The following is a 24,252-nucleotide window of genomic DNA, read 5'->3' on the forward strand; positions in this document are numbered from 1 at the left end:
GTTGACTTATTATTTTTAAAACTATATAGTTTTAAAGGTAAACAGAAGAACTTATTGATCTGATTGGTACTTTTTGTGAAAACCTTTTACAATAAAAGGGCAGCACGGAAAAGAGGGAGGAATGACAATGGAACATCACCAACTAAAAGCATTTCCGCAAGATTTTTTATGGGGCTCTGCTTCGGCCGCTTATCAAGTAGAAGGTGCTTGGAATGAAGATGGCAAAGGCGCATCTGTTTGGGATGAATTTGTTCGGCTACCAGGAAAAACGTTCAAAGAGACAACTGGTGATTTAGCCGTCGATCATTATCATCGTTTCAAAGAAGATGTGGCTTTAATGAAACAACAAGGTTTAAAAGCATATCGTTTCTCGATTGCATGGACACGAATTTTACCTGAAGGGCGTGGTCAAGTAAATCAAGCGGGACTGAAATTTTATTCAGATTTAATTGATGAGTTATTAGCGGCAGGAATTGAACCAATGGTAACTTTGTATCATTGGGATTTGCCAGCTGTTTTGCAAAAAGAATATGGTGGCTGGGAATCAAGAAAAATTATTGATGATTTTGTGGCCTATGCGAAGATTTTATTTGACGCTTTCCGTGGCAAAGTTCGCTATTGGATTAGTTTAAATGAACAAAATGTGTTTACTTCGTTAGGTTATCAATTAGCCGTGCATCCTCCCGGCGTAACAGACAATAAACGGATGTATGAGGCCAATCATATTGCTAATTTAGCCAATGCAGCAGTGATTAATGCGTTTCATGAATTAGAAATGCCTGGCAAAATTGGCCCTAGCTTTGCTTATACGCCTGTTTATGCCGTTGATGCGCATCCTGCCAATGTTTTGGCGGCAGAAAATGCAGAAGATTTGTTGTCGCATTTTTGGTTAGATGTCTATCTTTGGGGAGAATACCCAATTGCCGCATTAAATTACTTACAGGAGCAAGGTGTGGCCCCAACGATAAAAGAGGGCGATTTAGCGTTACTACGTTCAGCCAAACCTGATTTTCTAGGTATTAATTATTATCGGACGGATACGGTTGCTGCTAATCCATTAGATGGTGTTGGAATAGGGAAGATGAATACAACGGGTGAAAAGGGTTCTGAAACGGAATCTGGGGTACCGGGTTTATTTAAAAAAGTAAATAATCCATATGTTGAACGAACGAACTGGGATTGGGCCATTGACCCGCAAGGTTTGAGAATTGCCTTACGACGATTAGCTAGTCGCTATCAAGTGCCTATTTTAATTACTGAAAATGGGTTAGGCGAATATGATACCTTAACAGAAGATAAACAAATTCATGATACGTATCGCATTGATTATTTACGAAGCCATATCCAAGCGATTCAAGAGGCGATTACGGATGGCGTTTCAGTTATTGGTTATTGTACATGGAGTTACACCGATTTACTGTCGTGGCTCAACGGCTATCAAAAGCGTTATGGTTTTGTCTATGTGGATCAAGATGAAACACAAAAAGGTTCCTTAGAAAGAATCCCGAAAGACAGTTATTATTGGTATCAAAAAGTCATTGAAACAAATGGACTTATCTAATTATAAGAAAAGAGTGTGGAAAATATGACAGTAAAAATGGGGTTTATTGGATTTGGTAAAAGTGCCAACCGCTACCATTTACCTTACGTAATGATTCGAGAAACACTAGAAGTGAAAACGATTTTCGATTTACATGTTAATGAAAAAGCAGCAGCGCCCTTTAAAGAAAAAGGCGTAAATTTTACCACTGACCTTAATGAATTATTGACGGATCCAGAAATTGAATTGATCACAATCTGTACACCTGCGCATACACATTATGATTTAGCCAAACAAGCCATTTTAGCTGGTAAATCAGTGATTGTGGAAAAACCATTTTGTGATACGTTAGAACATGCAGAGGAATTATTTGCTTTAGGGCAAGAAAAAGGGGTAGTAGTGATGCCTTATCAAAATCGACGTTTCGACGGCGATTACCTAGCGATGAAGCAAGTAGTAGAGCAAGGCTTTTTAGGAGAAATCAATGAAGTGGAAACACATATTGATTATTATCGACCAGGAAGTATCACGGAACAAGGACCTAAAGAAAATGGTTCGTTTTACGGACTAGGCATTCATTTAATGGATCGCATGATTGCTCTTTTCGGGCGTCCAGATCAAGTCACTTATGATATTCGTAATAATGAAGTGAGTGAGGCAGTCGATAATTATTTTGACGTTGATTTACATTATGGTTCAAAATTAAAAGTAAAAGTTAAAACGAATCATTCTGTCGCTAGTCCGTATCCACGTTTTATTGTTCATGGCAGCAATGGCTCGTTCATCAAATATGGCGAAGATCAACAAGAAAATGATTTAAAAGCCGGAATCATGCCGGATGCACCAGGCTTTGGAGAAGATTCACCAATGTATTATGGAGAAGTGACCTACCGTAATGGCAATGGCGACTGGATTAAAAAACAAATTAAAACGCCTGTAGGTGATTACGGTCGTTATTATGATGCCGTCTATGAAACGTTGAAAAATGGTGCACCGCAACTAGTAACTAAAGAGCAAGCATTAACTAACATCGAAATTTTAGAAGCAGGTTTTCTTAACTCAAGTCCAAGTGTTTATCGTTTGAAAGAAAACTAAAGCGTGTTTAAATGACTTGAAAAGCGCCTGCCCCACAGTCCAGACAACTGTGGGGCAGGCGCTTTTATTTATAAAGAGTTGTGAATTTTAATATAAGAAACGTATATTGTTAGTAAAAATAAAAAAAGGAAAGACATCTTAGTAGCACTACTTCCCCAAGAATTGCTACTAAAATGTCTTTTGTGATGCTCGCTCAATTGAAGAGCCTTAAATAGGATATCGAATATCCAGTATAAATGCAAGTAAACTACTTTATAGTTAATATTAGTATACTTCATAAAATAATTTTTCAAAGAGAAAAAGGCTTGTTATGAGAAAAAATTAATTTTTAACTCGTTTTTTCTAAGCAAGATTCGGGTGAAAAAGACAATAATTACTGAAGCTGAATGGTAATTAAAGAGGTTCTTTGCTAAAATAGGAAAGACAAGAAAGTTTGGTTAACGAAAGAACCAAATCAGAAAGGAGGACAACCAGTGGAAAGTTGGCTTTTTTTACTACTGATTGCCTTGATTGCGTTTGTTGCAAAAAATCAAAGTTTATTAATTGCGTCAGTTGTTGTGCTTGGTTTAAAAGCTTTACCAAATAGTGCGAAAATCATGTCGTGGTTGTCAGATAAAGGCATTAATTTAGGTGTCACAATTATTTCAATTACCATTTTAGTCCCGATTGCTACAGGACAAATTGGCTTAAAGGATTTAATCCAATCATTCAAAACACCGATGGGATGGCTGGGGATACTTTGTGGAATTCTGGTGGCTGTTTTATCCTCAAAAGGAGTAGGTTTAATTAATCAATCGCCAGAGATTACGGTGGCCTTAGTTTTTGGAACGATTCTTGGCGTCGTTTTTTTAAAAGGAATTGCAGCTGGTCCGATTATTGCATCGGGCATGATGTACGTAATCATTACTACCTTTCAAGCCTTTCAACACTAAAAAAGCAAACAAAACGCGTAAACGTTTTGTTTGCTTTTTTAGTGTTGATAAATGTCCACATTACTATCTAATATGCCACTTTCATTTTTTAAAGTAATGGTTCCCGCATTCGGATGAATCACTAGCTGTAAATGCCCTGTTAAAAACATTTGGTCATACGTCGAAGTATAGACGTGAAAAGAATCATTAGCAATTGTTTCGGTATAAGGCGCTTCTGCTTGATCAACAGGAACGATAATGAAACGATCGCCAATCATACAACAACCTTCTGCGGAAGAATAAGGATTAGAGCCGTCATTTGCTACCAACAAGAAGGTGTTCGTTTCAGTTAAGAAAGGGGCTAAACGTTGTTTTACTTCTTCAGAAATAGTCAGAGACATTTGCCTCACTCCTTTAAATAGTATGTAAAAGGAAGAGGGTAGCTTGTCGCTATGCCGCTCTTCAAAGGTTTTGTTATTTGCTTGTTTCTTTACTGCTTTTTTTGAAAAGAGCAATAGAAAAGGCGACAACTAAGACAACTGTTGCAGCTAAAACAAATGGATTTTTTGTTGCTGATGTGAACCCTAGGACTGTTGAACCAATCGCACCTACGTAAGATAAAATAATCGCTGCTTTCTTTGGTGTTGAAAGTTCTGTAAAGCTATCGCGGAAGGCGACACCTAAACCTAAAGCGCCAATAAAGGCAAACATCCCAAAAATAATGTGTAAAAAGACCATGAATTTCACCTCCAACAGTCAGTATAGAGAGAAATAGCTAGTTTGTAAACTAATTGAGCTTACTTGTGTTATTTATCACTTGATAAATGTCTTTGCCAATGCAAAAAAACAACGTACGATCAATCGGCAGTACGTTGTTTTTTAGTTTAATATAATTAGGAAGCAGAAGCCTTATTTTGCTGGATTTTTTTGATCGATTCTTCTGTTGGCGTCACATATAACGTTCGTTGGTTTTCATAAATCACATAACCTGGTTTTGCTCCATTGGGTTTATGCACATGTTTTACTTGGACATAGTCAACAGGCACTTGTGAAGAAAGTCGATATTTTGAAAAATAAGCTGCTAGAAGTGCGGCTTCAGTAAGGGTTTCTTCGCTAGGATGTGCGTCACGAATAATTACATGAGATCCAGGAATATCTTTGGCATGGAGCCAATAATCAGGTTTTTTAGCGGTTCGTAAAGTCAATTGATCATTTTGCAAATTATTTTTTCCAACGAGAATAGGTGTGCCATCTGTGGCATAAAAAAGATCGGGTTGGCTTTTTTTCGGCTGTTTTTGTTTTTTATTTTTTTTACGTTTTAAATAGCCTTGCTCAATCAGTTCTTCACGAATCACTTCAATGTCCATTGGTGTCGCAATTTCAAGTTGTGCCACAACTGACTCTAAATAAGAAATTTCTTGTTGTGTTTGCTGAATTTGTGTCTTAACAACTCGAACAGCATTTTTCAATTTTTGGTATTTTTGAAAATATTTTTGTGCATTTTGATTAGGTGAAAGTGCAGGATTTAGCGAGATACGCAACGGTGCATTTTCTTCATAATAATTTGGTAATTCCACCTCGGTGGCTCCTTTTGGGACTTGTGCCATGAAGGTTGTTAATAGTTCTCCGTCGCGACGGTAATTTTCAGCGTTTTCTGTATCGGCTAAGGTTTGCTGTAATTTTTTAAGTTTCTTTTGATTTCTTTTTAGTTCATTTTCAATTTTGCGAATTAGTTCGCCGCCTTGTTGTTTGACACGGTCTTTCTCTGCTTTACCAGAATAAAAGGCATCTAGTAATTCACTGAGTGTCGGATATGTTGTTTGTTCACCAGCTAATGATTGATAAGGAATGGGCGTAAAATATTCTTTTTTTTCAGTGACTGTTAATGTCGGTACAACAGCTTCAGTGACTGAGGACCAAAATTCTGTCCAGATGGCCATTTTTTCATTTGGTTGTGCAAGTAAACGGGCACTTAATTCGTCTGCTGTATCTTTGCCTAGACCTTGGAAATGTTGTTGTAAATAGCGTCCGTTTAATTCAGGAGCTGTAGAAAGAAGCGCAAAGACTTCTTCTTTTGAGGCCGTGAGCGGATTAAGTCCTATTGGTTTTGGCGGTTCAATATAAGTTGCTCCAGGAAGCAACGAACGATAACTATTTTGGCTCATTCCAATGTGTTTTATTGCATCTAAGATTTTTCCAGAAGATTGGTTAACTAAAACGATTGTACTGTGACGTCCCATTAATTCAACAATCAAAACAATATTTTGTAAGTCACCTAGTTCATCTCTTTTTGAAAAGGTGAAGTGAATCACGCGATCATTTTCTATTTGTTGAATCGTTTCTAAAATGGCACCGTCCAGAAATTTTCGTAACATCATCACAAAATTAGGAGGTGTTTCCGGATTGCTATAGGTAATTGTAGATAGTTGTATGCGCGCATAACTAGGATGTGCTGATAATAATAATTTATGGTTTTTACCTTTCGCACGAATGACTAAAACGACTTCGTTTTCATAAGGCTGATGGATTTTTGAAATCCGGCCACTTACGAGTGTTTCTGTCAACTCATGAACCATGCTATGAGTAAATACGCCATCAAATGACATAATAAATCCCTCGTTTCTTTCCGACTAATAGCTTTATTATAGCGGAGTTTTTGAATTTAAGAAAGAAGCTTGTTAAAAAGGAGTTGGGTTTTCCTTAGAAAGCTGGGGAAGTTTGCTGGTTTTTTTAGTAATTAAAGCGCAAGGGTAGGCAAGAAAGAAAATGATTAGTATAATAGATAAGAACTAAAAGCGAGGAGCGATTAGAAGTTGAATAATTTTATGGAAGAACTAAAAGAGGCACTTTATGAATTAAGACAAAGAAAACTGTTAATGATTACCGCTATTGTAGCATTAGTATTAATAATTGGCTCAATCATTTTTATTCCAACGATGCAAAAAAATATTCGAGCTGCTCAAGTTGAATCGTTAGTCGCAGGACCCATCAAATCAGAGAAAGTCAGTGTCTTAGATTACAAAACAGCAGACAAGAAAATTCAAGAAACAGGAGCCATGTCAGTCATGTTTGCTAAACCATCTGGCAAGCAATACGATCAAATGGTGAAGCTGTTTAATTCAGATAAAATGAATGAATTTCATCGATCGCTGTATATCTATCCGTTAATTTATAATGCTGGCAAAGCACAAGAGCAATACAATGTTAGCGGCGATGAGATTACGCTTGTTTTCTTTGAAAACGGCAAAGAAAAGACACGGACGGTTGTCGAAAAATCTATGGATTTAAAAACACAATTAATACCAGAATTAAATCGATTACCAATGGCTGGCGTTTTGAAAGACCAGCAAAAAGCGGCGCAAGAAGCTGAAAAAGAAGCAGCAAAGACCGCTGAAACACAGACGACGACCAGCACGACTGGCGTTGCTCAATCTACTGAAACGACGACAGAAAGTACTGATACAGTACCAGAAACTGGTGAATAATAGTTAGCTATGTTAAACTTAGATTGTAGAAAGTTTTAAGGAACTAGAAAGAGGGGATTTTCGATGGCATTAGTAATTTCAATGACGATTTTAGTAAGTTTATGGCTGATTCAATCGCAAAAACAAGCAGTTAAAGTTCCCGTGAAAATTGAAAGAAACCGAAACAATTAAGTGGTAAATATGCTAAAATAAAGAAAAACGAGCCTCTCATAAGAGTGGCTCGTTTTTTAGAAGTAAAAGAAATGCAAGAAAATAAAAACTTTTTCTTGACGAACAAAATCAATATAGTGTAGACTACCTTTAACAACATAACTAGGAGGGAAAATACATGACACAATTATCTAACGTAAAAGAAATGCACCAATCATGGCAAAACTGGCGTAGATAGTTGTATGTATGATTCTTTCATAGATACAACTTTAGAAGACTTATTCTAAAAAGTGTATCTATGCTGGTTATATTCAAGAAGAAAAAACGACCACATAGAGGACCCATCTATGTGGTTTTTGTTTTGCATAAAAACAACGACCACTCCTAAACACTTAGGATAAGTCGTTGTTTTTTTGCTACGAATCACTACGATTGGCACGAAGTGACAGAGTAGATGATGAGTAGTACAAGGTGAGCGAAGAGAACGTTGTCACATTCGTAGAAAAAGTGCTCCTGCGATTCTCACCAAAGTTGCGATCCTCGTCGCAGCTAAATCCTGACAAGCACTACGATTGAGTAGATGCAGGCTGCGCATACTCGCCGCAGTTTGGCCTTCAAGAGTGATGAGTAGCACAAGGTGAGCGAAGAGAACGTTGTCACATTCGTAGAAAAAGTACTCCTGCGATTCTCACCAAAATTGCGATCCTCGTCGCAGCTAAATCCTGACATTTGTAAAAAAGTGTTCCTAGGATTTTGACTAAGCAGAGGATTACGAATCTCAGTTTCACTTTCAACGGAAGAAACGCCCTATAGATAATGGTTTTATTATTAAAAAGAAAAAGTTGCCAAACAAAAGGGCAGTTAGGAGAATGCAAAATGAAAAATAAACGTTTAACGTTTGTCGTGTCTTTATTAGCTATTTATTTAATTGGTGCTTTTTTTGTGAATCAAAAAGTGACGAATTCAAAGAAAGAAACAGTTACTGTAGGGGTTCTGCAGTTTGTCAGTCACCCCGCATTGGATGAAATTTATAAAGGTGTTGAGGAAGGGTTAAAGGAAAATGGCTATGACAAAGGCAAAAACTTAGAAATTATTTTTCAAAATGGTCAAGCCGACCAGAGTAAGTTAGCAATCATGAGTCAACAATTAGTACAAAAAAAGGCAGACGTTTTAATTGGCATCGCCACGCCAGCTGCGCAAGCGTTAGCCAACACTACCCAAGAAATCCCAATTATTTTAGGCGCCATTACGGACCCTGTTAGTGCTGGATTGGTGAAAGACAATCAAAAGCCAGGTGGTAACATCACGGGTGTTAGTGATCAATCACCTTTGTCAGCCCAGATGGATTTACTAAAAGAATTGATACCAGCTGCCAAAAAAATAGGTATTCTCTATGCTTCCTCAGAAGAAAACTCTCGATACCAAGTAGCTGAAGCGCAGAAAGCAGCTGAAGCCAAAGGATTGACAGTGAAAACATATGCTGTGCCATCAAGTAATGAAATTGCACAAACGGTTCAAGTGATGACTAAGGAAACAGATGTGATTTATATACCAACTGATAATACGATTGCTAATGCCATGCAAACGGTAGTCGGAGAAGCAAATCGAACCAAGACGCCGATTATTCCTTCGGTGGATACAATGGTAGAACAAGGCGGTTTAGCAACTGTAGGGATTAATCAACATGCATTGGGGGTACAAGCCGGCAAAATGGCAGCAGAGGTTCTGTCTGGAAAAAGTCAACCAGCAACTACACCCATTTATACCTTTAATACAGGCGACACAATTATCAATGAAAAACAAGCTCAAAAGTTAGGAATTACGATTCCCGCAGAGTTAGCAAAAAAATCGAAATTGATTAACTAATTATCAAAGAAAGTAGGAGAAGCGATGATTGTTTCAGCAATTGGACAAGGAATGTTATGGGCCTTGTTAGGACTAGGTATCTTTATGACTTATCGTATTTTAAATTTTCCAGATATGACCACAGAAGGTTCATTTCCGTTAGGAGGGGCGGTTTGTGTAACTGCCATTACAACAGGGGTTTCACCATTTGTAGCGACTCTTTTAGGGGTCGGAGCAGGAATGCTTGCCGGTTTAGTGACTGGTTTACTATTTACAAAAGGAAAAATTCCAATTATTTTAGCAGGAATTTTAGTGATGTCTGGTTTAAATTCCGTGATTTTATTTGTGATGAAGTCGCCAAATAAGTCTTTATTAAACCAACCGAAGATTCAAGATGTTTTTCAAAAAATGGCCTTACCCGATTATTATGATACTATTTTTTTAGGGATTAGTGTTTTGGCTGTGGTAATGATTTTACTGTTATTTTTCTTTAACACTAGTTTAGGACAAGCCTATATTGCGACAGGTGACAATGAAGAAATGGCTCGCTCGATTGGCATTCAAACGGATCGCATGAAAATTTTAGGATTGGTTTTATCGAATGGCTTGATTGGCTTATCTGGCGCTTTGATTGCCCAAAATGATGGATATGCGGATGTAAGTAAAGGAACCGGTGTCATTGTGATTGGCTTGGCTTCACTCATTATTGGTGAAGTACTGTTTGGAGAATTAACGTTTGGTGAACGGTTGATGGCGATTGTTGTAGGGAGTATTATTTATCAACTATTGATTTTATTAGTGATTAAATTAGGCTTTGATACGACATATCTGAAAATCTTCTCAGCAGTGATTTTAGCAATCTGTTTAATGATCCCACAATTGAAAAAAGCATTACGACTACATGGCTTTTCTGATAAGGGGGAAACGAAATGAAACCAGTTGTTGAATTAAAAAATGCGACAAAAATCATTGATAATGGGATGAATGAAAAAAAAGTGATTTTGGATCATGTGAACTTAGCCATTTATCCTGGAGACTTCATTACTGTTTTAGGTGGAAATGGCGCAGGCAAGAGTACGCTATTCAATAGTTTAGCAGGAACTTTGACACTAACAGAAGGACAATTTTTAATTGAAGGAGTCAATCGCACCAATCTTTCTGAAGTCAAACGGGCCAAATCTCTAGCGCGTGTTTTTCAAGATCCTAAAATGGGGACAGCACCAAGAATGACTGTGGCAGAAAATTTATTGCTTGCCATGAAACGCGGACAAAAACGTCCCTTAACATTACGGAAGATAAATGAGCAACGCGCCTTGTTTACAAAAATCTGCCAAGAAGTTGGCAATGGCTTGGAAAATCATCTGGATACACCGACAGGTAACCTTTCTGGCGGTCAACGCCAAGCCTTAAGTTTATTAATGGCCACTATCACAAAACCAGAATTATTACTTTTAGATGAACATACTGCTGCCTTAGATCCCAAAACATCCAAGCAGTTGATGCACTTAACGGAACAACGGATTGAAGAAGGGAACTTAACTTGTTTGATGATTACCCATCGAATGGAAGATGCTTTACGATATGGCAATCGTTTAATTGTTTTACAAAAAGGTAAAATTGTTCAAGATTTAAACGCTGCTGAAAAAGCACAATTAACGCTACAAGATTTGTTGCTGTTCTTTGAAGAAGTAGAGTAAAAAAACAAGCTCAGAAAATGAGCTTGTTTTTTTATTTTTTGACCAATCGGAAGAGTCGCTTTGGGAAAAAACGTTTGACAATTCGTTCCAGTAGCGAGGTCACCATAAAGCCCGCTGCGATGGCTGCAGCAGTAAAGACAACTTTTAAAATCAACTGCAAACCGTCATCAATATTTCCTAACAAAATGCTCCGAACTGCTTGATAGGCAGGGCCTCCTGGCACTAAAGGAACCAAACTTGGAATATAAAAAATAATCATCGGCATTTTTTTGTAACGGGAAAAAAAGATACTAGCGATTCCTAACCCGACCGTTCCTAAAAAGTTTGCAAAGGTTTGACTAGCATCAAAAGTTTGCGTTAAGACATAATAAATCATCCAGCCTGTCATGCCAGTAATGCCACAAGCCACCAGTGCTTTACGAGGAATGTTCGTAATAATACCAAACGTCACAGTCGCTAAAAAACTAAAGAGAAGATGAAAAATTAGTTCCATTTGAACACTCCTTACATAAATAATTTAAAAATCAAGGCAATTCCCAGGCCAACAGACCCAGCAATAAAAATAGCTTCTGTCCCTCGCGCCGTCCCGCTGATGAGGTGGCCCGCTAAAATGTCGCGAAAAGAGTTCGTAATCGCCACACCTGGAACTAACGGCATCACCGCACCAATAATAATATTATCGATGTTGACCGCTAAGTGAAAATGCACAGCCAAATAGGCCAACAAACCAATGACAAAAGCGGCTGCGAATGAATCGAGGTAAGGAACTTGGAATAACTTTTGGGTAAAAAGATAACTGGCATACCCAATCACGCCAACAAAAAAAGTTGCAATAAAATCTTGCCAAGTGCCACCAAAAATGTACATTAACGTACAACTAACAATCCCGGCTGCTAACAAGCGTAACGAAATTGAAAAAGTGGGGGTATCTGTTTCTAATAGAGTTAAGCGCTGATAAAGCTCTGGCAAAGTAATCTCCTTTTGCGCAAATTCTCTTGATAATTGATTGACAAGGCTAACTTTTTCCAAATTAATCGAGCGCTGGGGGATGTTTTCTAATTGCGTATAATTACTGGAACGAAAGCCCACGAAAATCCCTGTAGCCGTCGTGTAACAAACGCTCTCTGGCTCGCCAGCATTTGTAGCAATCCGAGTAATTGTATCTTCGGTTCTATATACTTCAGATCCGCTTTCCAGCATAATTTTTCCAGCTAAAATGCATGTATCAATAATTAATTGTTTTCTTTTTTCGCTATTAACCAAAGGAATGGCTCCTTTCATTTCGAGTTCACTTTTAGTGTATCATTTTTTTTAAGAACTGTACGCAATTTAAAACAGAGATAGAAAAAAAGTGTGATTTTTTACAAAAATGAAACGAATCTTAAGAATAAATGAAAACAAATAAGGAATTAGTAAAAATTATGGGTTAGTTGTAAGAATCTAGGATCTTTCCTTGCATTTTAGTAGGAAACATCCTATCCTAAACATAGAAAAACAAAGGGGTCAATAAAAATGGACAACCAATGGTTACTCTACGGAATTAGCAGTGTTGTATTAATTATTTTAATCAGAAGAACAATCCTATCAGGAAACATCGTATTAAGTTGTTTGTTGGGAGCGATTTTGCTGATTCAAGTAGTGGGAGTAGCTCTCTGTGCACAGCAGAAAAAGAAAAATGAACATACAAAAGAACTACCTTCTTCTAAAGTACATCAATAGAAGAAGGTAGTTTTCTCTTATAGTAAATCAAATTTTTTCAAGCCATTAACAATGCCATTCTCAGTATTTTTAGTTGAAATAAAGGTGGCTTTTTCTTTTAGTTCTTCTCGCGCATTACCCATGGCAATTCCATAATCACAGGCCTCAAACAGCGCCAAATCATTGATGCCATCACCAAAGGCATAAGTGGGAATGCCGTTTAATCCCAAAGTGTTAAAAAGATTTTTGACACCAGAGCCTTTAGAGACCCCTTTACGAACAATATCTATTGAAAAAGGACCATTGCGATAAAAGGTCAATTCAGGAAACCGCTCATAGTAATATTCATCATCATCGCCATGTTGACTTAAGACCAACATCATGTTGACGGCATCATTCTCATAACCTGTGGGATCAATTTCGGGAACAGCTGAATGAATATAATCATAGGCTTGTTTCACTGTGCCAGTATGCCCTGTACAAAAAATACGGCGCTCATTGTAAAAAGCCAATTCATGACCACGCTGTTTGACATGTTCATGCAGTGAAACACATTCCTCTGTTGTAAATTCATCTGAATAAATCGTCTTTCCTTCATAATGAATAAATTGCCCGTTCATTACAATCGCTGAGTCAATACCACTGGCTTTCATGATTGGCTGAATCTCACACAAGGTCCGTCCTGTCGCAATTAAAGGTAAAATTTGATTGTCTTTCAAGGCCGCCACTGCTGCGGTAATCTCAGGAGTAATTTGCGATGTTCCATCTAACAAAGTTCCATCTAAATCAAAAAAAGTAATAGCTTTCATTTTATCCATACCCTAACATCCTCTCTACGCTTGTTATTTTAACAAACTTTTCTGAAAAGACAATGGGTTCACTTCGTTTTCTTTAAAAGAGCAGGAAAAAAAGTGATTTTTGATGGTTCTGTAAAGGATTTTTGAAGAAATATAGAATCGGTTGGTACAAATTCAATTTTAGAGTATACTACAATAGAGCAGTTTTATGAAAAGTGAATAAGGAGTGAATGAAATGAATATATTAATGATTGAAGACAATGAATCCGTCTCAGAAATGATGCAAATGTTTTTCTTAAATGAGGGGTGGGAAGCTACCTTTAAAGATGATGGCAAAGAAGGATTGGCGACTTTTCTTGCTTCGCCAGAAAAATGGGACATGATTACGTTAGACTTAAACTTACCTAGTATGGATGGGATGGCTGTTTGTCGTGAAATTCGCAAAGTTTCAGCCAATGTTCCCATTATTATGTTGACCGCTCGTGATTCTGAAAGTGACCAAGTAATTGGCCTTGAAATGGGTGCGGATGATTATGTGACAAAACCATTTAGTCCATTAACTTTGATTGCACGGATGAAAGCTCTACATCGTCGTGCCGAGGTGGCAGAGGCTGCGCATGATACGTCTGAGAATACAGATGAAACGTTTGATGTGATTACGGATCATTTTAAAATGAATACGAAAACACGAGAAACATATTTAGATAATCAATTAATTGAAGGCTTAACACCTAAAGAATTTGATTTGCTATACACTTTAGCAAAAAAACCACGCCAAGTCTTTTCACGCGAACAACTACTAGAATTGGTTTGGGACTATCAATACTTTGGCGATGAACGGACAGTTGATGCCCATATCAAAAAATTACGACAAAAAATTGAAAAAGTGGGTCCTCAAGTCATCCAAACGGTTTGGGGCGTAGGGTATAAATTCGACGATTCAGGTGTTGCTTAATGAAGTATTTGTATCAACAATTACTTGCTTTTATAGGTGTGATCGCTCTGATTATTCTCATTGTCGGAACGTCTTTCACACAATTGACCAAGCGCACAATGCAAGAAAATAACTATGAACAGCTGTATGGTTATGCAGAATCGGCTTTAGAAACACGTGACTTTTTTATTAATGTTGCAGGTGTTTCAGATCGAGATGTTTTATCCTATTCATTTCAGTTGACTGAGCGCGTACTCCAGAAGCAAGATGTGCAGTTTGTGTTTATTAACAAGGACCGCGAAGTGCAGTACCCACCAGTTGATAGCACGAAAAAATTAGACTTTTCCTTAATCGATAAAAATTGGGATCAAATCATGAAAGGCAATCGTGTTTATGCAACAGAAAACATTGATATTTACGGGGCCCGAAATACTTCGTCCTATGTAATGTTACCGGTGTATGGATCAAATCAGTCTTCTAATAAAGAAGTGATTATTGGTTCACTCGTTATTACACAACCTGCCAAAAACGTTGACCGAAGTGTTCAGTCCGTGACACAAAACTTGATTAAAGGCTTTATTTTTTCTGGTGTGATTGCCTTGTTACTAAGTTATCTATTTGCGACTTTCCAAGTGAAACGAATTAATCGGATGCGTAAAGCCACCAAAGAAATTACTAGTGGAAATTTTGATATTCAATTACCGGTTCATGACAAAGATGAATTTGATGACCTAGCAGAAGATTTTAATAAAATGGCCGCGTCTTTAAAAGAATCACAAGAAGAAATCAATCGGCAAGAAGAGCGCCGTCGTCAATTTATGGCGGATGCTTCTCATGAAATGCGGACGCCTTTAACAACTATTAATGGCTTGTTAGAGGGATTGCAGTATAATGCTATTCCTGAAAATCAAAAAGAGAATGCGATTAAACTGATGCAAAATGAGACCGCTCGCTTGATTCGCTTAGTCAATGAAAATCTTGATTATGAAAAAATTCGGACCAACCAGATTCAAATTGTTGTGAAGAAGTTCAACGGAACAGAAGCTTTAGAAAATATTGTGACTCAACTAACGGCCAAAGCTGAAGTCGCTGGTAATCAATTGTATTTAGACACCACCGAACCAATTGATGTGTATGCCGATTATGATCGTTTCGTGCAAGTTGTTGTCAATATTGTTCAAAATGCCATCCAATTTACTGAAAATGGCGAAATTCATATTGCTTTAGAAAAAGGCTATTTAGAAACTATTGTCCGTATTTCTGATACAGGAATCGGCATGACGGAAGAGCAAATTCTGAATATCTGGGATCGTTATTACAAAGTAGATCCATCCCGTAAAAATACGAAATATGGAGAATCAGGATTAGGCTTACCAATCGTTCAACAATTGGTCCGCTTGCATAAAGGAAAAATTAATGTTGAGAGTGAACTTGGTAAAGGCACCACGTTTATTATTTCATTTCCTGATGTTGAAATTACTGAAAACTAAAGAAAACGTCTGGTCACAATCAGTGCCAGACGTTTTCTTTAGTTTAATAACGCATGTAGAGACAGGGGGTGCACATAGGGACTATCAATAATTTGTGGATCTTTTGTCAGAAATAGCAAGCGCTTGTTTCTTTTTTGAACTGCTATTTTTAATTGAGGTAAAATTTCTTGACGTTGTCCAATCGTTAATGAAGAAAAGATGTCATCAATCACTAACGTACTTGTTTTTGAAAGCAAAAGTTGTATTATGCGCATTTTAATTTTTTCAAAAGTCGTAAAAGAAGTAAAGGAACGACCAAGTAAGGCAGGTTCTAATTGGAACACCTGGAAAGCTTCGGATAGAACTACTTTTCGATCCCGTTCTTTGATCGTACTAGCGATAAATAAATTTTCTTCTAATGGCAAGTAGGGCAGAAAGGTTTCACTAGAAGAAAGCCTAGTAATGGTTAGTTGGTTTGTTTGGAAAAAATCGGCCAATGCGAGTTCTTGTTCTGGAGCAGAATAAATGATTCCATAAACTTCTCGCAAAGCTAACGCGTCGAATGAGGATTTTTTTTCGGTTGTTTTTTTGAATGATGGTGTGACATTCATAGAAAATCCCTCCCTTATTTCTTATGTGTACGTAAATAAATCAACGTGAAAGGAGTCCCGCAAACAAGAGGAATGCCAAGCAAGATTAAGCAGTTAACAAAGCAGTTACGGATTGTATAAAGTGACTGCATACTTTTAAAATCAAAAGAAAACGCTTGGATCGTTTGAATCCCTAAATGCTGGATATTTGTAATCGTGACATCCTGGTCGGTACTTTTAGCTAAAAATGCTGGAGTTTCCAAATGAGACCACTGTAAAATAGCATCACGAGCAGCCCAAAGAACAGTATTATACGTTTCTTGAAACATTAAAGTGAAAAGTAAAAAACTGAAAATTCCTAATAGAGCCGGTAAACATAACTCTAGTAAGAGCTGTTTGGTGACATACATATTTGAAAAGTGCATGTGATACCATGTATGTATTTCTTCCTTTTTTATGCGTAATGTCACATACATCAACAGAAGAAAAGTAACACCAAAGAAAATGACACTACCTAGATAGAGGTGCCAATAGTATTGGATCAGTTGGTAATGGTAACTAGTTTGTTTTTCAATATCGACAAAGTCTGGCATCGTTCGTAAAAACTCTTTTTCAAAATCAATTAAGTTAAACAGCCCAGTCAATAAGAAAGAGAACAGGAAGAAGAAGAGTGCGGTGATTAACGTGATTTTTTTATGATAAAAACTACTAGCTGTAGCGTAACGGACACTTCTCATCAACTTTCACCTCTCTAAACTATCTTTAGTATAGTGAAATAATATGAATTAATTATGAAAAAGTAGCAAAAAAGCTTGAGCAAATTGCTCAAGCTTTTTGAAGATTTATTTACCCGTTTTTTGATAGCCTTGATAACTGTCAGTGTGATATTCATCAACGGTTGATTTATTATTGTTTTTACTGTAAACACTCGTTGATTTTTCACCTTTTTCTTTTTCAATTGCTTCCAGTTGTTGCAATTGGTTCTTGTAATCATAGTCTTCTGGGTTAACTGGTTTTAAGCCGCTATTGGTATAGAAACGAAGCAAGTCACCGTTAGTAATTTGGTCAGACGTTTCTAATTGTTTCGTCGCTTTGGCTTTTAAATCAGCGACTTCTTTCTTAACTTCTTCGGTTGGCTCTGTAATTAAAGTGCCTGTTTTAGTATCGTAAATGCTAGAACCTAAAATAGTATATTTAGGTGTTACAACATTGCCGTTGCGGAAAGCAACGATTTGATTGTGTTGTTTAGAGAATAAATCTTGGCCTAACTGAATGTAGTTTTTCGTATCGACACCAAGCAAGTGTAGAAGGGTTGGTAAGGCATCAACTTGGCCGCCATACGTATGGTTCACACCGCCATTTTCTTGACCAGGAACGTGAATCATATAAGGAACACGTTGCATATTGGCGTTGTCAAAATCGTTCCAATCTGCTTTGGTTTTACCTACTAATTCTGCTAAGTTTTGGTTTCTTGAATTAGAAACCCCATAGTGATCGCCATAAAGAACAATGACTGAGTTTTCATAGAGACCTGAAGATTTCAAGTAGTTAAAGAATTCTTCGACCGCTTTATCTAAATAATTCGCTGTTGCAAAGTAACCATTAATTGTTTCGTCAGAGGTTTTTGCAATTGGGAATCCTGCTTCATCGTTTGTAAATTGAGAATAAGGATAATGATTGGACACAGCAATAAATTTAGAATAGAACGGTTGTTGTAAATGTTCTAAATATTGAACGGATTGATTAAAGAATGGTTTATCGTGTAACCCATATTGGAATGAGTTATCTGAATTAACATCATAATAACTAGCATCAAAGAAATAGTCATAGCCTAAACGTTTATAGGTTTCATTTCGATTCCAGAAGTTACCGGCATTTCCGTGGAAAGCAGCGCTAGTGTATCCTTGCGTTTGTTTTAAAATATCGGGTGCTGCTTCAAACGTATTTTTCCCACCAACTTGTGTAAAGAGTGAACCTTGGTCTAAACCAAATAGTGAATTTTCAAGTAACGTTTCGGCATCACTTGTTTTTCCTTGACCAACTTGGTGGAAGAAGTTATCAAAGCTAAAGGTACTTTTACTATTGTAAAGACTATTGATAAATGGTGTGACTTCGTGTTCTACGCCATTTTCATCTTTTAATTTGTAATTAACTAAAAATTGTTGGAAACTTTCTAAATGGATATAAATTACATTTTTGCCTTTTGCAATACCAAACTTACTATCATCGGGTGCCGCATATTGTTGTTTCACGTAATCTTCAACTTGTTTCATATCGTTAGCACTAGCTTCGGCACGGACTTGGTTTGTTTGGTAAGTTGTAATGCCATCGTATACGGTAAAGGCATTTAAGCCTAAGAATTTCACGATATAGTCACGAGAGAATTGACGTCCTAATAATTGGGGACGTTCTGTTTCAGCCATAAATAGATTGAATAAGAAAAAGACAACAGAAAGAAGTGTGACAGAGACTGCTACACGTGCGCGGACTGGACGCGCATCTGTTTTAATTTTTTTCGTTAATAATAATACGCCAATAATAATGAAGTCTAAGAAATAAATGACGTCATAAGGTCTAAAGAGACGTAAGGCACTTTCGCCAAGACCGCTAGCTACTTTGCCAGCACCAAGCATCGTATTAACTGTGATGAAGTCAGTAAATTCTCGATAATACACGACATTTGAGAAGAGCAGTAAACTCATCAAGAAGTAAATAATCATCATTGTAATATAAGAAGCTTTTTTACGGCGAACATACAAAGCGATGGCTAATAAAAAGACCGTTGTGGCAATTGGATTAATTAAGAGTATGAAATACTCGTTAATATTTTCCAAACGTAAATGGAAATCAACGGCGTACGCAAAGAGGTTTTTTAGCCACAGTAAGATGGCGATTAGCGAGAATAACCCCAGTCGCGTGTTCAAAATATTTGTTTTAAATAATTTTTTCAAAATAAACGTCCTTTCTAAACGATGATTCTATAAAAGTAAAATTAGGTAAATTTCGTATTTTACAATATCGCTTTAATTTTACTCTTTCACAAATTTTATGTCAATTCTTACCGAAGTGAGGAATGGTGATGTTAAAGAAAACTTACTATTTCCTTAAACTTTTTAGTTCGTTAAATGACGTGAAGCTTGAATCCTTTAAAGACAGATGGGCCTTTTTTTGCTATACTAGATAGGACTTTGAAAAGTAGGTGTACAGAATGAAACTTCAAGTAACTAAAAAAGCAGAACATAAATTTAAAAAAGGATATCCTTTAATTCAGAAAGAAGATTTGCAACAAGTGCCAGCGCAGTTACCAACAGATTGGCTTACTTTGATTGATAGTAAAGGCCAGCGCTTAGCTGAAGGATATTTAGGCGAACAAAATAAAGGAATTGGTTGGTTGCTGTCATGGCATGGACCAATTAATCAATCTTTTTTTCAGCAACTTTTTGAAATAAGTCGTGAGAAGCGGACGTCTTTTGAAAAGGATTCGCTGACAACCGCTTATCGATTATTTAATGGAGAAGGGGATGGCATTGGGGGTCTAATCATCGATCGCTATGCAGATTACGCCGTTTTTTCATGGTATAATGAAACCCTTTATCAGAAAAAAGCCGAACTTTTGACGGCGTTTCGCACAGTTTACCCTGACATTATTGGTGCCTACGAAAAGATTCGCTTTTCCACAAAAGATTTACCAGAATCACAGTTTTTGTATGGCGAACAAGCACCCGAGCCATTACTTGTCACTGAAAATAACGTTCAATTTGCTACCTATTTAAACGAAGGATTAATGACAGGCATCTTTTTAGATCAAAAAGAAGTTCGTGGTCGATTAGTAGATGGTTTTGCAGTAGGTAAAACAGTCTTAAATATGTTTAGTTATACAGGTGCTTTTTCAGTAGCTGCCGCTATGGGGGGTGCCGTGGCCACCACTAGTGTGGATTTAGCTAAACGAAGCTTACCGAAAACGACTGAGCAATTTGAAGTCAATCATTTAAATCTTGCCGCGCAAAAGATTATTGTTATGGATGTTTTTGACTACTTTAAATATGCTTCACGTAAAGGTTTGAGTTATGACATGATCATTTTGGATCCGCCAAGTTTTGCTCGCAACAAAAAGAAAGTTTTTTCCGTTGCTAAAAATTATGGGGAGCTAGTGAAAGATTCTATTGATATTTTAACGGATAAGGGAACGCTTATTGCCTCAACCAATGCGGCAAATTTATCCTTAGCCAAATATAAAAAAATGGTGATTACTGCCTTGCAAGAGAAAAATGTTCGTTACAAGATTACGGACACGTATCAATTACCGGCAGACTTTCAAGTGAATTCTAATTTTCCAGAAGGTAATTACTTAAAAGTCCTGTTTATCGAAATTGAAAAATAATTTTTTACACCAAGCAAAAGTCCCAGCGCCGCTAATCGGCATTGGGACTTTTGCTTGGTGTTTATTTTATAGTAACTTTTGGGCTTTTTGGGTATTTGCAAAATGCAGCTTCGCGTAGTTCGCTAATAAGTCTAGGCCGCCTTTTTTCAAAATACGGGCGGCTACTTGGTCTGATTTGCTGCCAGCACCAGAGGGCACAGAGAAACCCAATTCTGCAGATTCTTTGTCTAACTCTTCTAAAAAAGCAGCGCGGCTAATAATAGAGGCGGCAGCAACGGCAACATGATACTGCTCTCCTTTAGTGACGAAGAACAATTTTTCAGTGACTTGATTTTTTTCATTACGAACATATTTCCGATAATTATTTTCAGGGGTGAACTGGTCAATCAAAATCCCTTCTGGCTTTGTGGGAGCCAATTCTTGTAGCAACAGATAAATCGCTTGGTTATGCAAAGCGACTTTCATGTGTACAGCATTGTAGTTTGGTTGGATCTCATTGTATTTTTTGGGTTCAACGATTAATAACTTGTAAGGAATCCGTTCTTTAATGACATGTGACAATTGAATAATTTGTGGGTCGGTTAATTCTTTGGAATCACGAACACCTAATGCTTTTAGTTTGCTAATCATGCTTTTGTCAACATAGGCAGCACAGACAGTTACTGGACCAAAATAGCTGCCATTACCGACTTCATCGGAACCTATCACAGACCAGTTGCCAAAATCAGCAGGCAGTGTAGTAGTCTGGGGAGAAACTTTTTTCTTTGGTGTGGTACTCGTTCCTTCCCAACGAGCGGCCTCTTTTTCAGCTTGAGGTCCCTGAAACATGACTTTACCTGATTGATAAGCAGTGATGGTAGTGGTACCAACCTTGGCCACAAAGACAGTATAAGGGACCGTTTTATTTAAACGATTGGGTTGATAAACAGTGGTCATCTCTGCTAATGTTTTTTTACTAACTTTAATTACGTGATTCTGTGCCATCAATTGTTCCTCATTTCTTGATATTTCTTCTTTACTATAGTAAAGGAAAAACAAGTAAATGAAAAGGTTTTGCGTTAGCTTGTTCCTGAAAATGACAATGTTTAGGAAATGTATAATTTTTTTCTATAGTTGGGCGCTAGTTGTTATCTAAATTTTTATTCAGTGCTATACTGTGGGAGAGAAGGAGACGATGAAAGAGTCGACTAGAACAAGGGGTGATGTGTTTGAGAAGAAAAAAAGAAATGCAAGAAAATGAACCAATAGCAGTGACTGCTAACGCGGAACGCTATTATCCAGAAGATAAACAAGGCTTGACGGCCGCACAAGTTGAAGAAAGACAGCGAAAAGGCTTAGTCAATGCCGCCGTCGACACAGAGTTTATCACAACGAAACAGATTGTTATTAATAACGTATTTACGTATTTCAACTTAATTTTTGTGGTACTAGGTGTGTTATTAATGCTGGTACAATCTTATAAAAATATGACCTTTTTGCCAGTAGTAATCATTAATACGGTCATTGGAATTTACCAAGAAATTAAGTCGAAGAAAGTATTAGATAGCTTAAATATTCTAAACGCTACAAAAGTAACCGTTGTGAGGGATGGCCAAGAACAAGAAATTTCGCCAGATGAACTGGTTTTGGATGATGTGGTGCTCTTTAAATCGGGTGAACAGATTTCTGGGGATGCAATTGTCTTATCTGGTGAAGTCCGTGTGAATGAATCCTTGTTAACTGGGGAATCTGATGAGATTACCAAAGTAGCAGATAGCCAACTTTTGTCAGGTAGCTTTATTGTGTCAGGTTCTTGTTATGCAAGAATTGATAAAATTGGCGCTGAGGCCTATGTTCATCAATTAACGCTTGAAGCGAAGTCAATTAAAAAAGGGGAACAATCAGAGATGGTCGGTTCCATTAACCGTTTGGTGAAATGGGTAGGGATTATTATTATCCCAATCGGCTGTGTTCTATTTTTCCAAAGTTATTTCATCAACCATCAAGGGCTTCATGACAGCATTGTCTCCATGGAAGCTGCCTTGATTGGGATGATTCCGGAAGGGTTGTACCTTTTAACAACCGTTGCATTAGCTGCCAGCACAATGCGCTTAGCGAAGCGCGGCGTTTTATTGCACAACATGAAAAGTATCGAATCCTTAGCACGTGTTGATGTGTTATGTGTAGATAAAACAGGAACAATTACTGAAAATACGATGGAAGTCCAAGAGTTGGTTCCTGTGGTGAGTATCGAAAATGATGGTACAGACTTAACCAATGTCGAAAAATTAATTGGCGATTTTTGCCGAACAATGTCAGCTGACAACGATACGATGAAAGCGATGAAAGAATTTTTTGTTACTAATAATCAGAGGGAAGCCGTTAGCTATACCTCGTTTTCGTCTGTCGAAAAATTTAGTAGCGTGACTTTCCCGGAAGCGACGTATATTCTTGGGGCGCCAGAGATGATTTTGAGAGACAATTATGAAATGTATCAATCTGAAGTGGAACATTATACAAGTCAAGGCTATCGCTTATTGGTGTTCGGAAAGTATTTAGGAGAATTTCAGGAAACGTTGGCAGCAGAGGTTCAACCTCTAGGCTACATTCTTCTTTGGAATCCGATTCGTAAAGAAGCCAAAGCAACTTTTGAATATTTCGCTGAACAAAATGTGGCCATTAAGGTCATTTCTGGCGATAATCCTTTAACAGTTTCCAATGTAGCACAAGCGGCAGGCATTATTGGTGCTGAAAATTATGTGGACGCGCGAACATTAACTACAATGGAAGCCCAGACAGAAGCTTTAGAAAAATACACCGTTTTTGGTCGTGTCACGCCAGAACAAAAGAAACAATTTGTGCTATTGTTGAAAAAATTAGATCATACAGTGGCGATGACAGGGGATGGAGTCAATGATATTTTAGCCATGAAAGAAGCAGATTGTAGTATTGCCATGGCTTCAGGAAATCAAGCTACAGCACAAGCCTCGCAAGTTGTGTTGTTGGATTCTGATTTTTCAACGATGCCGGAGGTTGTCTTTGAAGGCCGCCAAGTAGTTAATAACATTGAACGCTCTTCAAGTTTATTCCTTGTAAAAAATATTTTCTCCTTGCTGATGTCTGTCTTTGCTATGATTTTTGCCGTGACATATCCTTTACAACCGACACAAGTCACATTGATTAGTTTATTTACAATTGGTATTCCTTCGACATTTCTAGCTTTGGAACCAAATCATCGTCGCATTGAAGGGAAATTTCTTTTCAATGTGTTATCAAAAGCAATTCCTGGTGGGTTAACGGATATGTTAGTAGTCGGTGCTTTACTAATTTGTGGTGATATTCTTGCACTTCAAAAAACGGACATTTCAACGACTGCAACATTGTTGCTAGTTTCAGTCGGCTTTATGGTTCTTTATAAAATTAGTTCACCAATGAATCGTTACCGCAAGCGCGTAATGATTGGCTGTTTAATCGGAATGGTTATTACAAGTATTTCCATGAAAAACTTGTTCTCGTTAACTTCGGTATCGCCAACAGCCTTGTTACTTTTAGCCATTCTTTTCTTTGCAGCAGACTCAACTTTCCAACATTTATCAACCATTTCTGAAAAAGTTCAATTATGGTTTTATAAGAAAAGACATTAGGAGCAAAACACCGAGCCAAAATTATTTTGGTTCGGTG

The 24,252-nt window shown here is 37.4% G+C and carries 22 protein-coding genes and 1 pseudogene; 12 read left to right on the forward strand and 11 right to left on the reverse strand.

Annotation, left to right across the window (positions count from 1 at the left end; translation table 11 throughout):
• Window positions 1–127 precede the first annotated feature (127 nt).
• The 3 genes from IGJ37_RS05060 to IGJ37_RS05070 all read left to right on the forward strand — a co-directional run bounded on the left by IGJ37_RS05060 (window position 128) and on the right by IGJ37_RS05070 (window position 3,567).
• Window positions 128–1,561 carry a glycoside hydrolase family 1 protein gene (locus tag IGJ37_RS05060; protein WP_002366531.1) on the forward strand — a complete coding sequence of 478 codons (1,434 nt, stop codon included), beginning with the start codon at window positions 128–130 and terminating at the stop codon, window positions 1,559–1,561.
• A gap of 24 nt (window positions 1,562–1,585) precedes the next feature.
• Window positions 1,586–2,635, forward strand: coding sequence for an oxidoreductase (locus tag IGJ37_RS05065; RefSeq protein ID WP_002409424.1), 1,050 nt, complete (start codon window positions 1,586–1,588; stop codon window positions 2,633–2,635).
• A 473-nt stretch (window positions 2,636–3,108) separates the two neighbouring features.
• Complete coding sequence (locus tag IGJ37_RS05070; protein ID WP_202567844.1) at window positions 3,109–3,567, forward strand: DUF441 domain-containing protein; 459 nt, start codon at window positions 3,109–3,111, stop codon at window positions 3,565–3,567.
• Between the two features lie 38 nt (window positions 3,568–3,605).
• On the opposite strand, the gene IGJ37_RS05075 is transcribed toward IGJ37_RS05070, so the two are convergent.
• The 3 genes from IGJ37_RS05075 to efbA form a co-directional block, all read right to left on the reverse strand.
• Window positions 3,606–3,947, reverse strand: coding sequence for an iron-sulfur cluster biosynthesis family protein (locus IGJ37_RS05075; protein ID WP_002391631.1), 342 nt, complete (start codon window positions 3,945–3,947; stop codon window positions 3,606–3,608).
• A gap of 73 nt (window positions 3,948–4,020) precedes the next feature.
• Window positions 4,021–4,284: a hypothetical protein gene (locus IGJ37_RS05080; protein WP_002381957.1), complete on the reverse strand. Its 264-nt coding sequence runs from the start codon at window positions 4,282–4,284 to the stop codon at window positions 4,021–4,023.
• A gap of 155 nt (window positions 4,285–4,439) precedes the next feature.
• Window positions 4,440–6,152: a fibronectin-binding protein EfbA gene (gene efbA, locus IGJ37_RS05085; RefSeq protein WP_325814750.1), complete on the reverse strand. Its 1,713-nt coding sequence runs from the start codon at window positions 6,150–6,152 to the stop codon at window positions 4,440–4,442.
• A 219-nt stretch (window positions 6,153–6,371) separates the two neighbouring features.
• Between efbA and IGJ37_RS05090 the strand changes: the two genes are divergently transcribed.
• Complete coding sequence (locus IGJ37_RS05090) at window positions 6,372–7,031, forward strand: hypothetical protein (protein WP_002386659.1); 660 nt, start codon at window positions 6,372–6,374, stop codon at window positions 7,029–7,031.
• Window positions 7,032–7,464: 433 nt separating this feature from the next.
• Here the strand turns inward: IGJ37_RS05090 and IGJ37_RS05095 are convergent.
• Window positions 7,465–7,996, reverse strand: a pseudogene (locus tag IGJ37_RS05095) (hypothetical protein).
• Window positions 7,997–8,057: 61 nt separating this feature from the next.
• Between IGJ37_RS05095 and trpX the strand changes: the two are divergent.
• The 3 genes from trpX to IGJ37_RS05110 are packed head-to-tail and all read left to right on the forward strand — an operon-like array spanning window position 8,058 to window position 10,723.
• A complete protein-coding gene (trpX, locus tag IGJ37_RS05100; protein WP_002391629.1) occupies window positions 8,058–9,047 on the forward strand; it encodes a tryptophan ABC transporter substrate-binding protein in 990 nt (329 codons plus the stop codon).
• A 24-nt stretch (window positions 9,048–9,071) separates the two neighbouring features.
• Window positions 9,072–9,959, forward strand: coding sequence for an ABC transporter permease (locus IGJ37_RS05105; protein ID WP_002357879.1), 888 nt, complete (start codon window positions 9,072–9,074; stop codon window positions 9,957–9,959).
• Window positions 9,956–10,723 carry an ABC transporter ATP-binding protein gene (locus IGJ37_RS05110; protein ID WP_002357878.1) on the forward strand — a complete coding sequence of 256 codons (768 nt, stop codon included), beginning with the start codon at window positions 9,956–9,958 and terminating at the stop codon, window positions 10,721–10,723. Before IGJ37_RS05105 ends, IGJ37_RS05110 begins: the two co-directional genes overlap by 4 nt.
• 31 nt (window positions 10,724–10,754) lie before the next feature.
• Here the strand turns inward: IGJ37_RS05110 and IGJ37_RS05115 are convergent, their stop codons facing one another.
• Complete coding sequence (locus IGJ37_RS05115) at window positions 10,755–11,216, reverse strand: threonine/serine exporter family protein (RefSeq protein ID WP_002357877.1); 462 nt, start codon at window positions 11,214–11,216, stop codon at window positions 10,755–10,757.
• Window positions 11,217–11,227: 11 nt separating this feature from the next.
• The gene (locus IGJ37_RS05120; RefSeq protein ID WP_002363785.1) at window positions 11,228–12,004 is read right to left on the reverse strand and encodes a threonine/serine exporter family protein; all 777 of its coding nucleotides are present in this window, start codon (window positions 12,002–12,004) and stop codon (window positions 11,228–11,230) included.
• A gap of 231 nt (window positions 12,005–12,235) precedes the next feature.
• Between IGJ37_RS05120 and IGJ37_RS05125 the strand changes: the two genes are divergently transcribed.
• On the forward strand, window positions 12,236–12,442 hold the full coding sequence (locus IGJ37_RS05125; RefSeq protein ID WP_002357875.1) for a hypothetical protein: 207 nt from the start codon (window positions 12,236–12,238) through the stop codon (window positions 12,440–12,442).
• Window positions 12,443–12,459: 17 nt separating this feature from the next.
• Here IGJ37_RS05125 and IGJ37_RS05130 read toward each other — a convergent pair whose 3' ends face one another.
• The gene (locus IGJ37_RS05130; RefSeq protein ID WP_002363786.1) at window positions 12,460–13,239 is read right to left on the reverse strand and encodes a Cof-type HAD-IIB family hydrolase; all 780 of its coding nucleotides are present in this window, start codon (window positions 13,237–13,239) and stop codon (window positions 12,460–12,462) included.
• 214 nt (window positions 13,240–13,453) lie between these two features.
• Here IGJ37_RS05130 and IGJ37_RS05135 point away from each other — a divergent pair, with 214 nt between their 5' ends.
• Both IGJ37_RS05135 and IGJ37_RS05140 read left to right on the forward strand, forming a co-directional pair.
• The gene (locus IGJ37_RS05135) at window positions 13,454–14,173 is read left to right on the forward strand and encodes a response regulator transcription factor (protein ID WP_002381953.1); all 720 of its coding nucleotides are present in this window, start codon (window positions 13,454–13,456) and stop codon (window positions 14,171–14,173) included.
• Entirely contained in the window at window positions 14,173–15,642 is a 1,470-nt protein-coding gene (locus tag IGJ37_RS05140; RefSeq protein ID WP_016627159.1) for a sensor histidine kinase, read from the forward strand. The genes IGJ37_RS05135 and IGJ37_RS05140 overlap by 1 nt, the downstream gene beginning before the upstream one ends.
• Before the next feature lie 38 nt (window positions 15,643–15,680).
• On the opposite strand, the gene IGJ37_RS05145 is transcribed toward IGJ37_RS05140, so the two are convergent.
• From IGJ37_RS05145 to IGJ37_RS05155, 3 genes are all read right to left on the reverse strand, one after another.
• Window positions 15,681–16,232, reverse strand: a complete 552-nt coding sequence (locus IGJ37_RS05145) for a hypothetical protein (RefSeq protein WP_252671508.1) — start codon at window positions 16,230–16,232, stop codon at window positions 15,681–15,683.
• A 14-nt stretch (window positions 16,233–16,246) separates the two neighbouring features.
• Entirely contained in the window at window positions 16,247–16,948 is a 702-nt protein-coding gene (locus IGJ37_RS05150) for a hypothetical protein (protein ID WP_002360505.1), read from the reverse strand.
• Window positions 16,949–17,053: 105 nt separating this feature from the next.
• The gene (locus IGJ37_RS05155; RefSeq protein WP_002357869.1) at window positions 17,054–19,162 is read right to left on the reverse strand and encodes an LTA synthase family protein; all 2,109 of its coding nucleotides are present in this window, start codon (window positions 19,160–19,162) and stop codon (window positions 17,054–17,056) included.
• A 257-nt stretch (window positions 19,163–19,419) separates the two neighbouring features.
• Here IGJ37_RS05155 and IGJ37_RS05160 point away from each other — a divergent pair, with 257 nt between their 5' ends.
• Entirely contained in the window at window positions 19,420–20,592 is a 1,173-nt protein-coding gene (locus IGJ37_RS05160) for a class I SAM-dependent rRNA methyltransferase (protein ID WP_325814753.1), read from the forward strand.
• Between the two features lie 66 nt (window positions 20,593–20,658).
• Here the strand turns inward: IGJ37_RS05160 and rnhC are convergent, their stop codons facing one another.
• Window positions 20,659–21,576, reverse strand: a complete 918-nt coding sequence (rnhC, locus tag IGJ37_RS05165) for a ribonuclease HIII (RefSeq protein ID WP_002391377.1) — start codon at window positions 21,574–21,576, stop codon at window positions 20,659–20,661.
• Window positions 21,577–21,794: 218 nt separating this feature from the next.
• Here rnhC and IGJ37_RS05170 point away from each other — a divergent pair, with 218 nt between their 5' ends.
• Window positions 21,795–24,215 carry a cation-translocating P-type ATPase gene (locus tag IGJ37_RS05170; protein WP_002384650.1) on the forward strand — a complete coding sequence of 807 codons (2,421 nt, stop codon included), beginning with the start codon at window positions 21,795–21,797 and terminating at the stop codon, window positions 24,213–24,215.
• Window positions 24,216–24,252: the final 37 nt, after the last annotated feature.

Source organism: Enterococcus sp. AZ104, assembly GCF_050546705.1.
In the GTDB taxonomy this organism is placed as follows: domain Bacteria; phylum Bacillota; class Bacilli; order Lactobacillales; family Enterococcaceae; genus Enterococcus; species Enterococcus faecalis.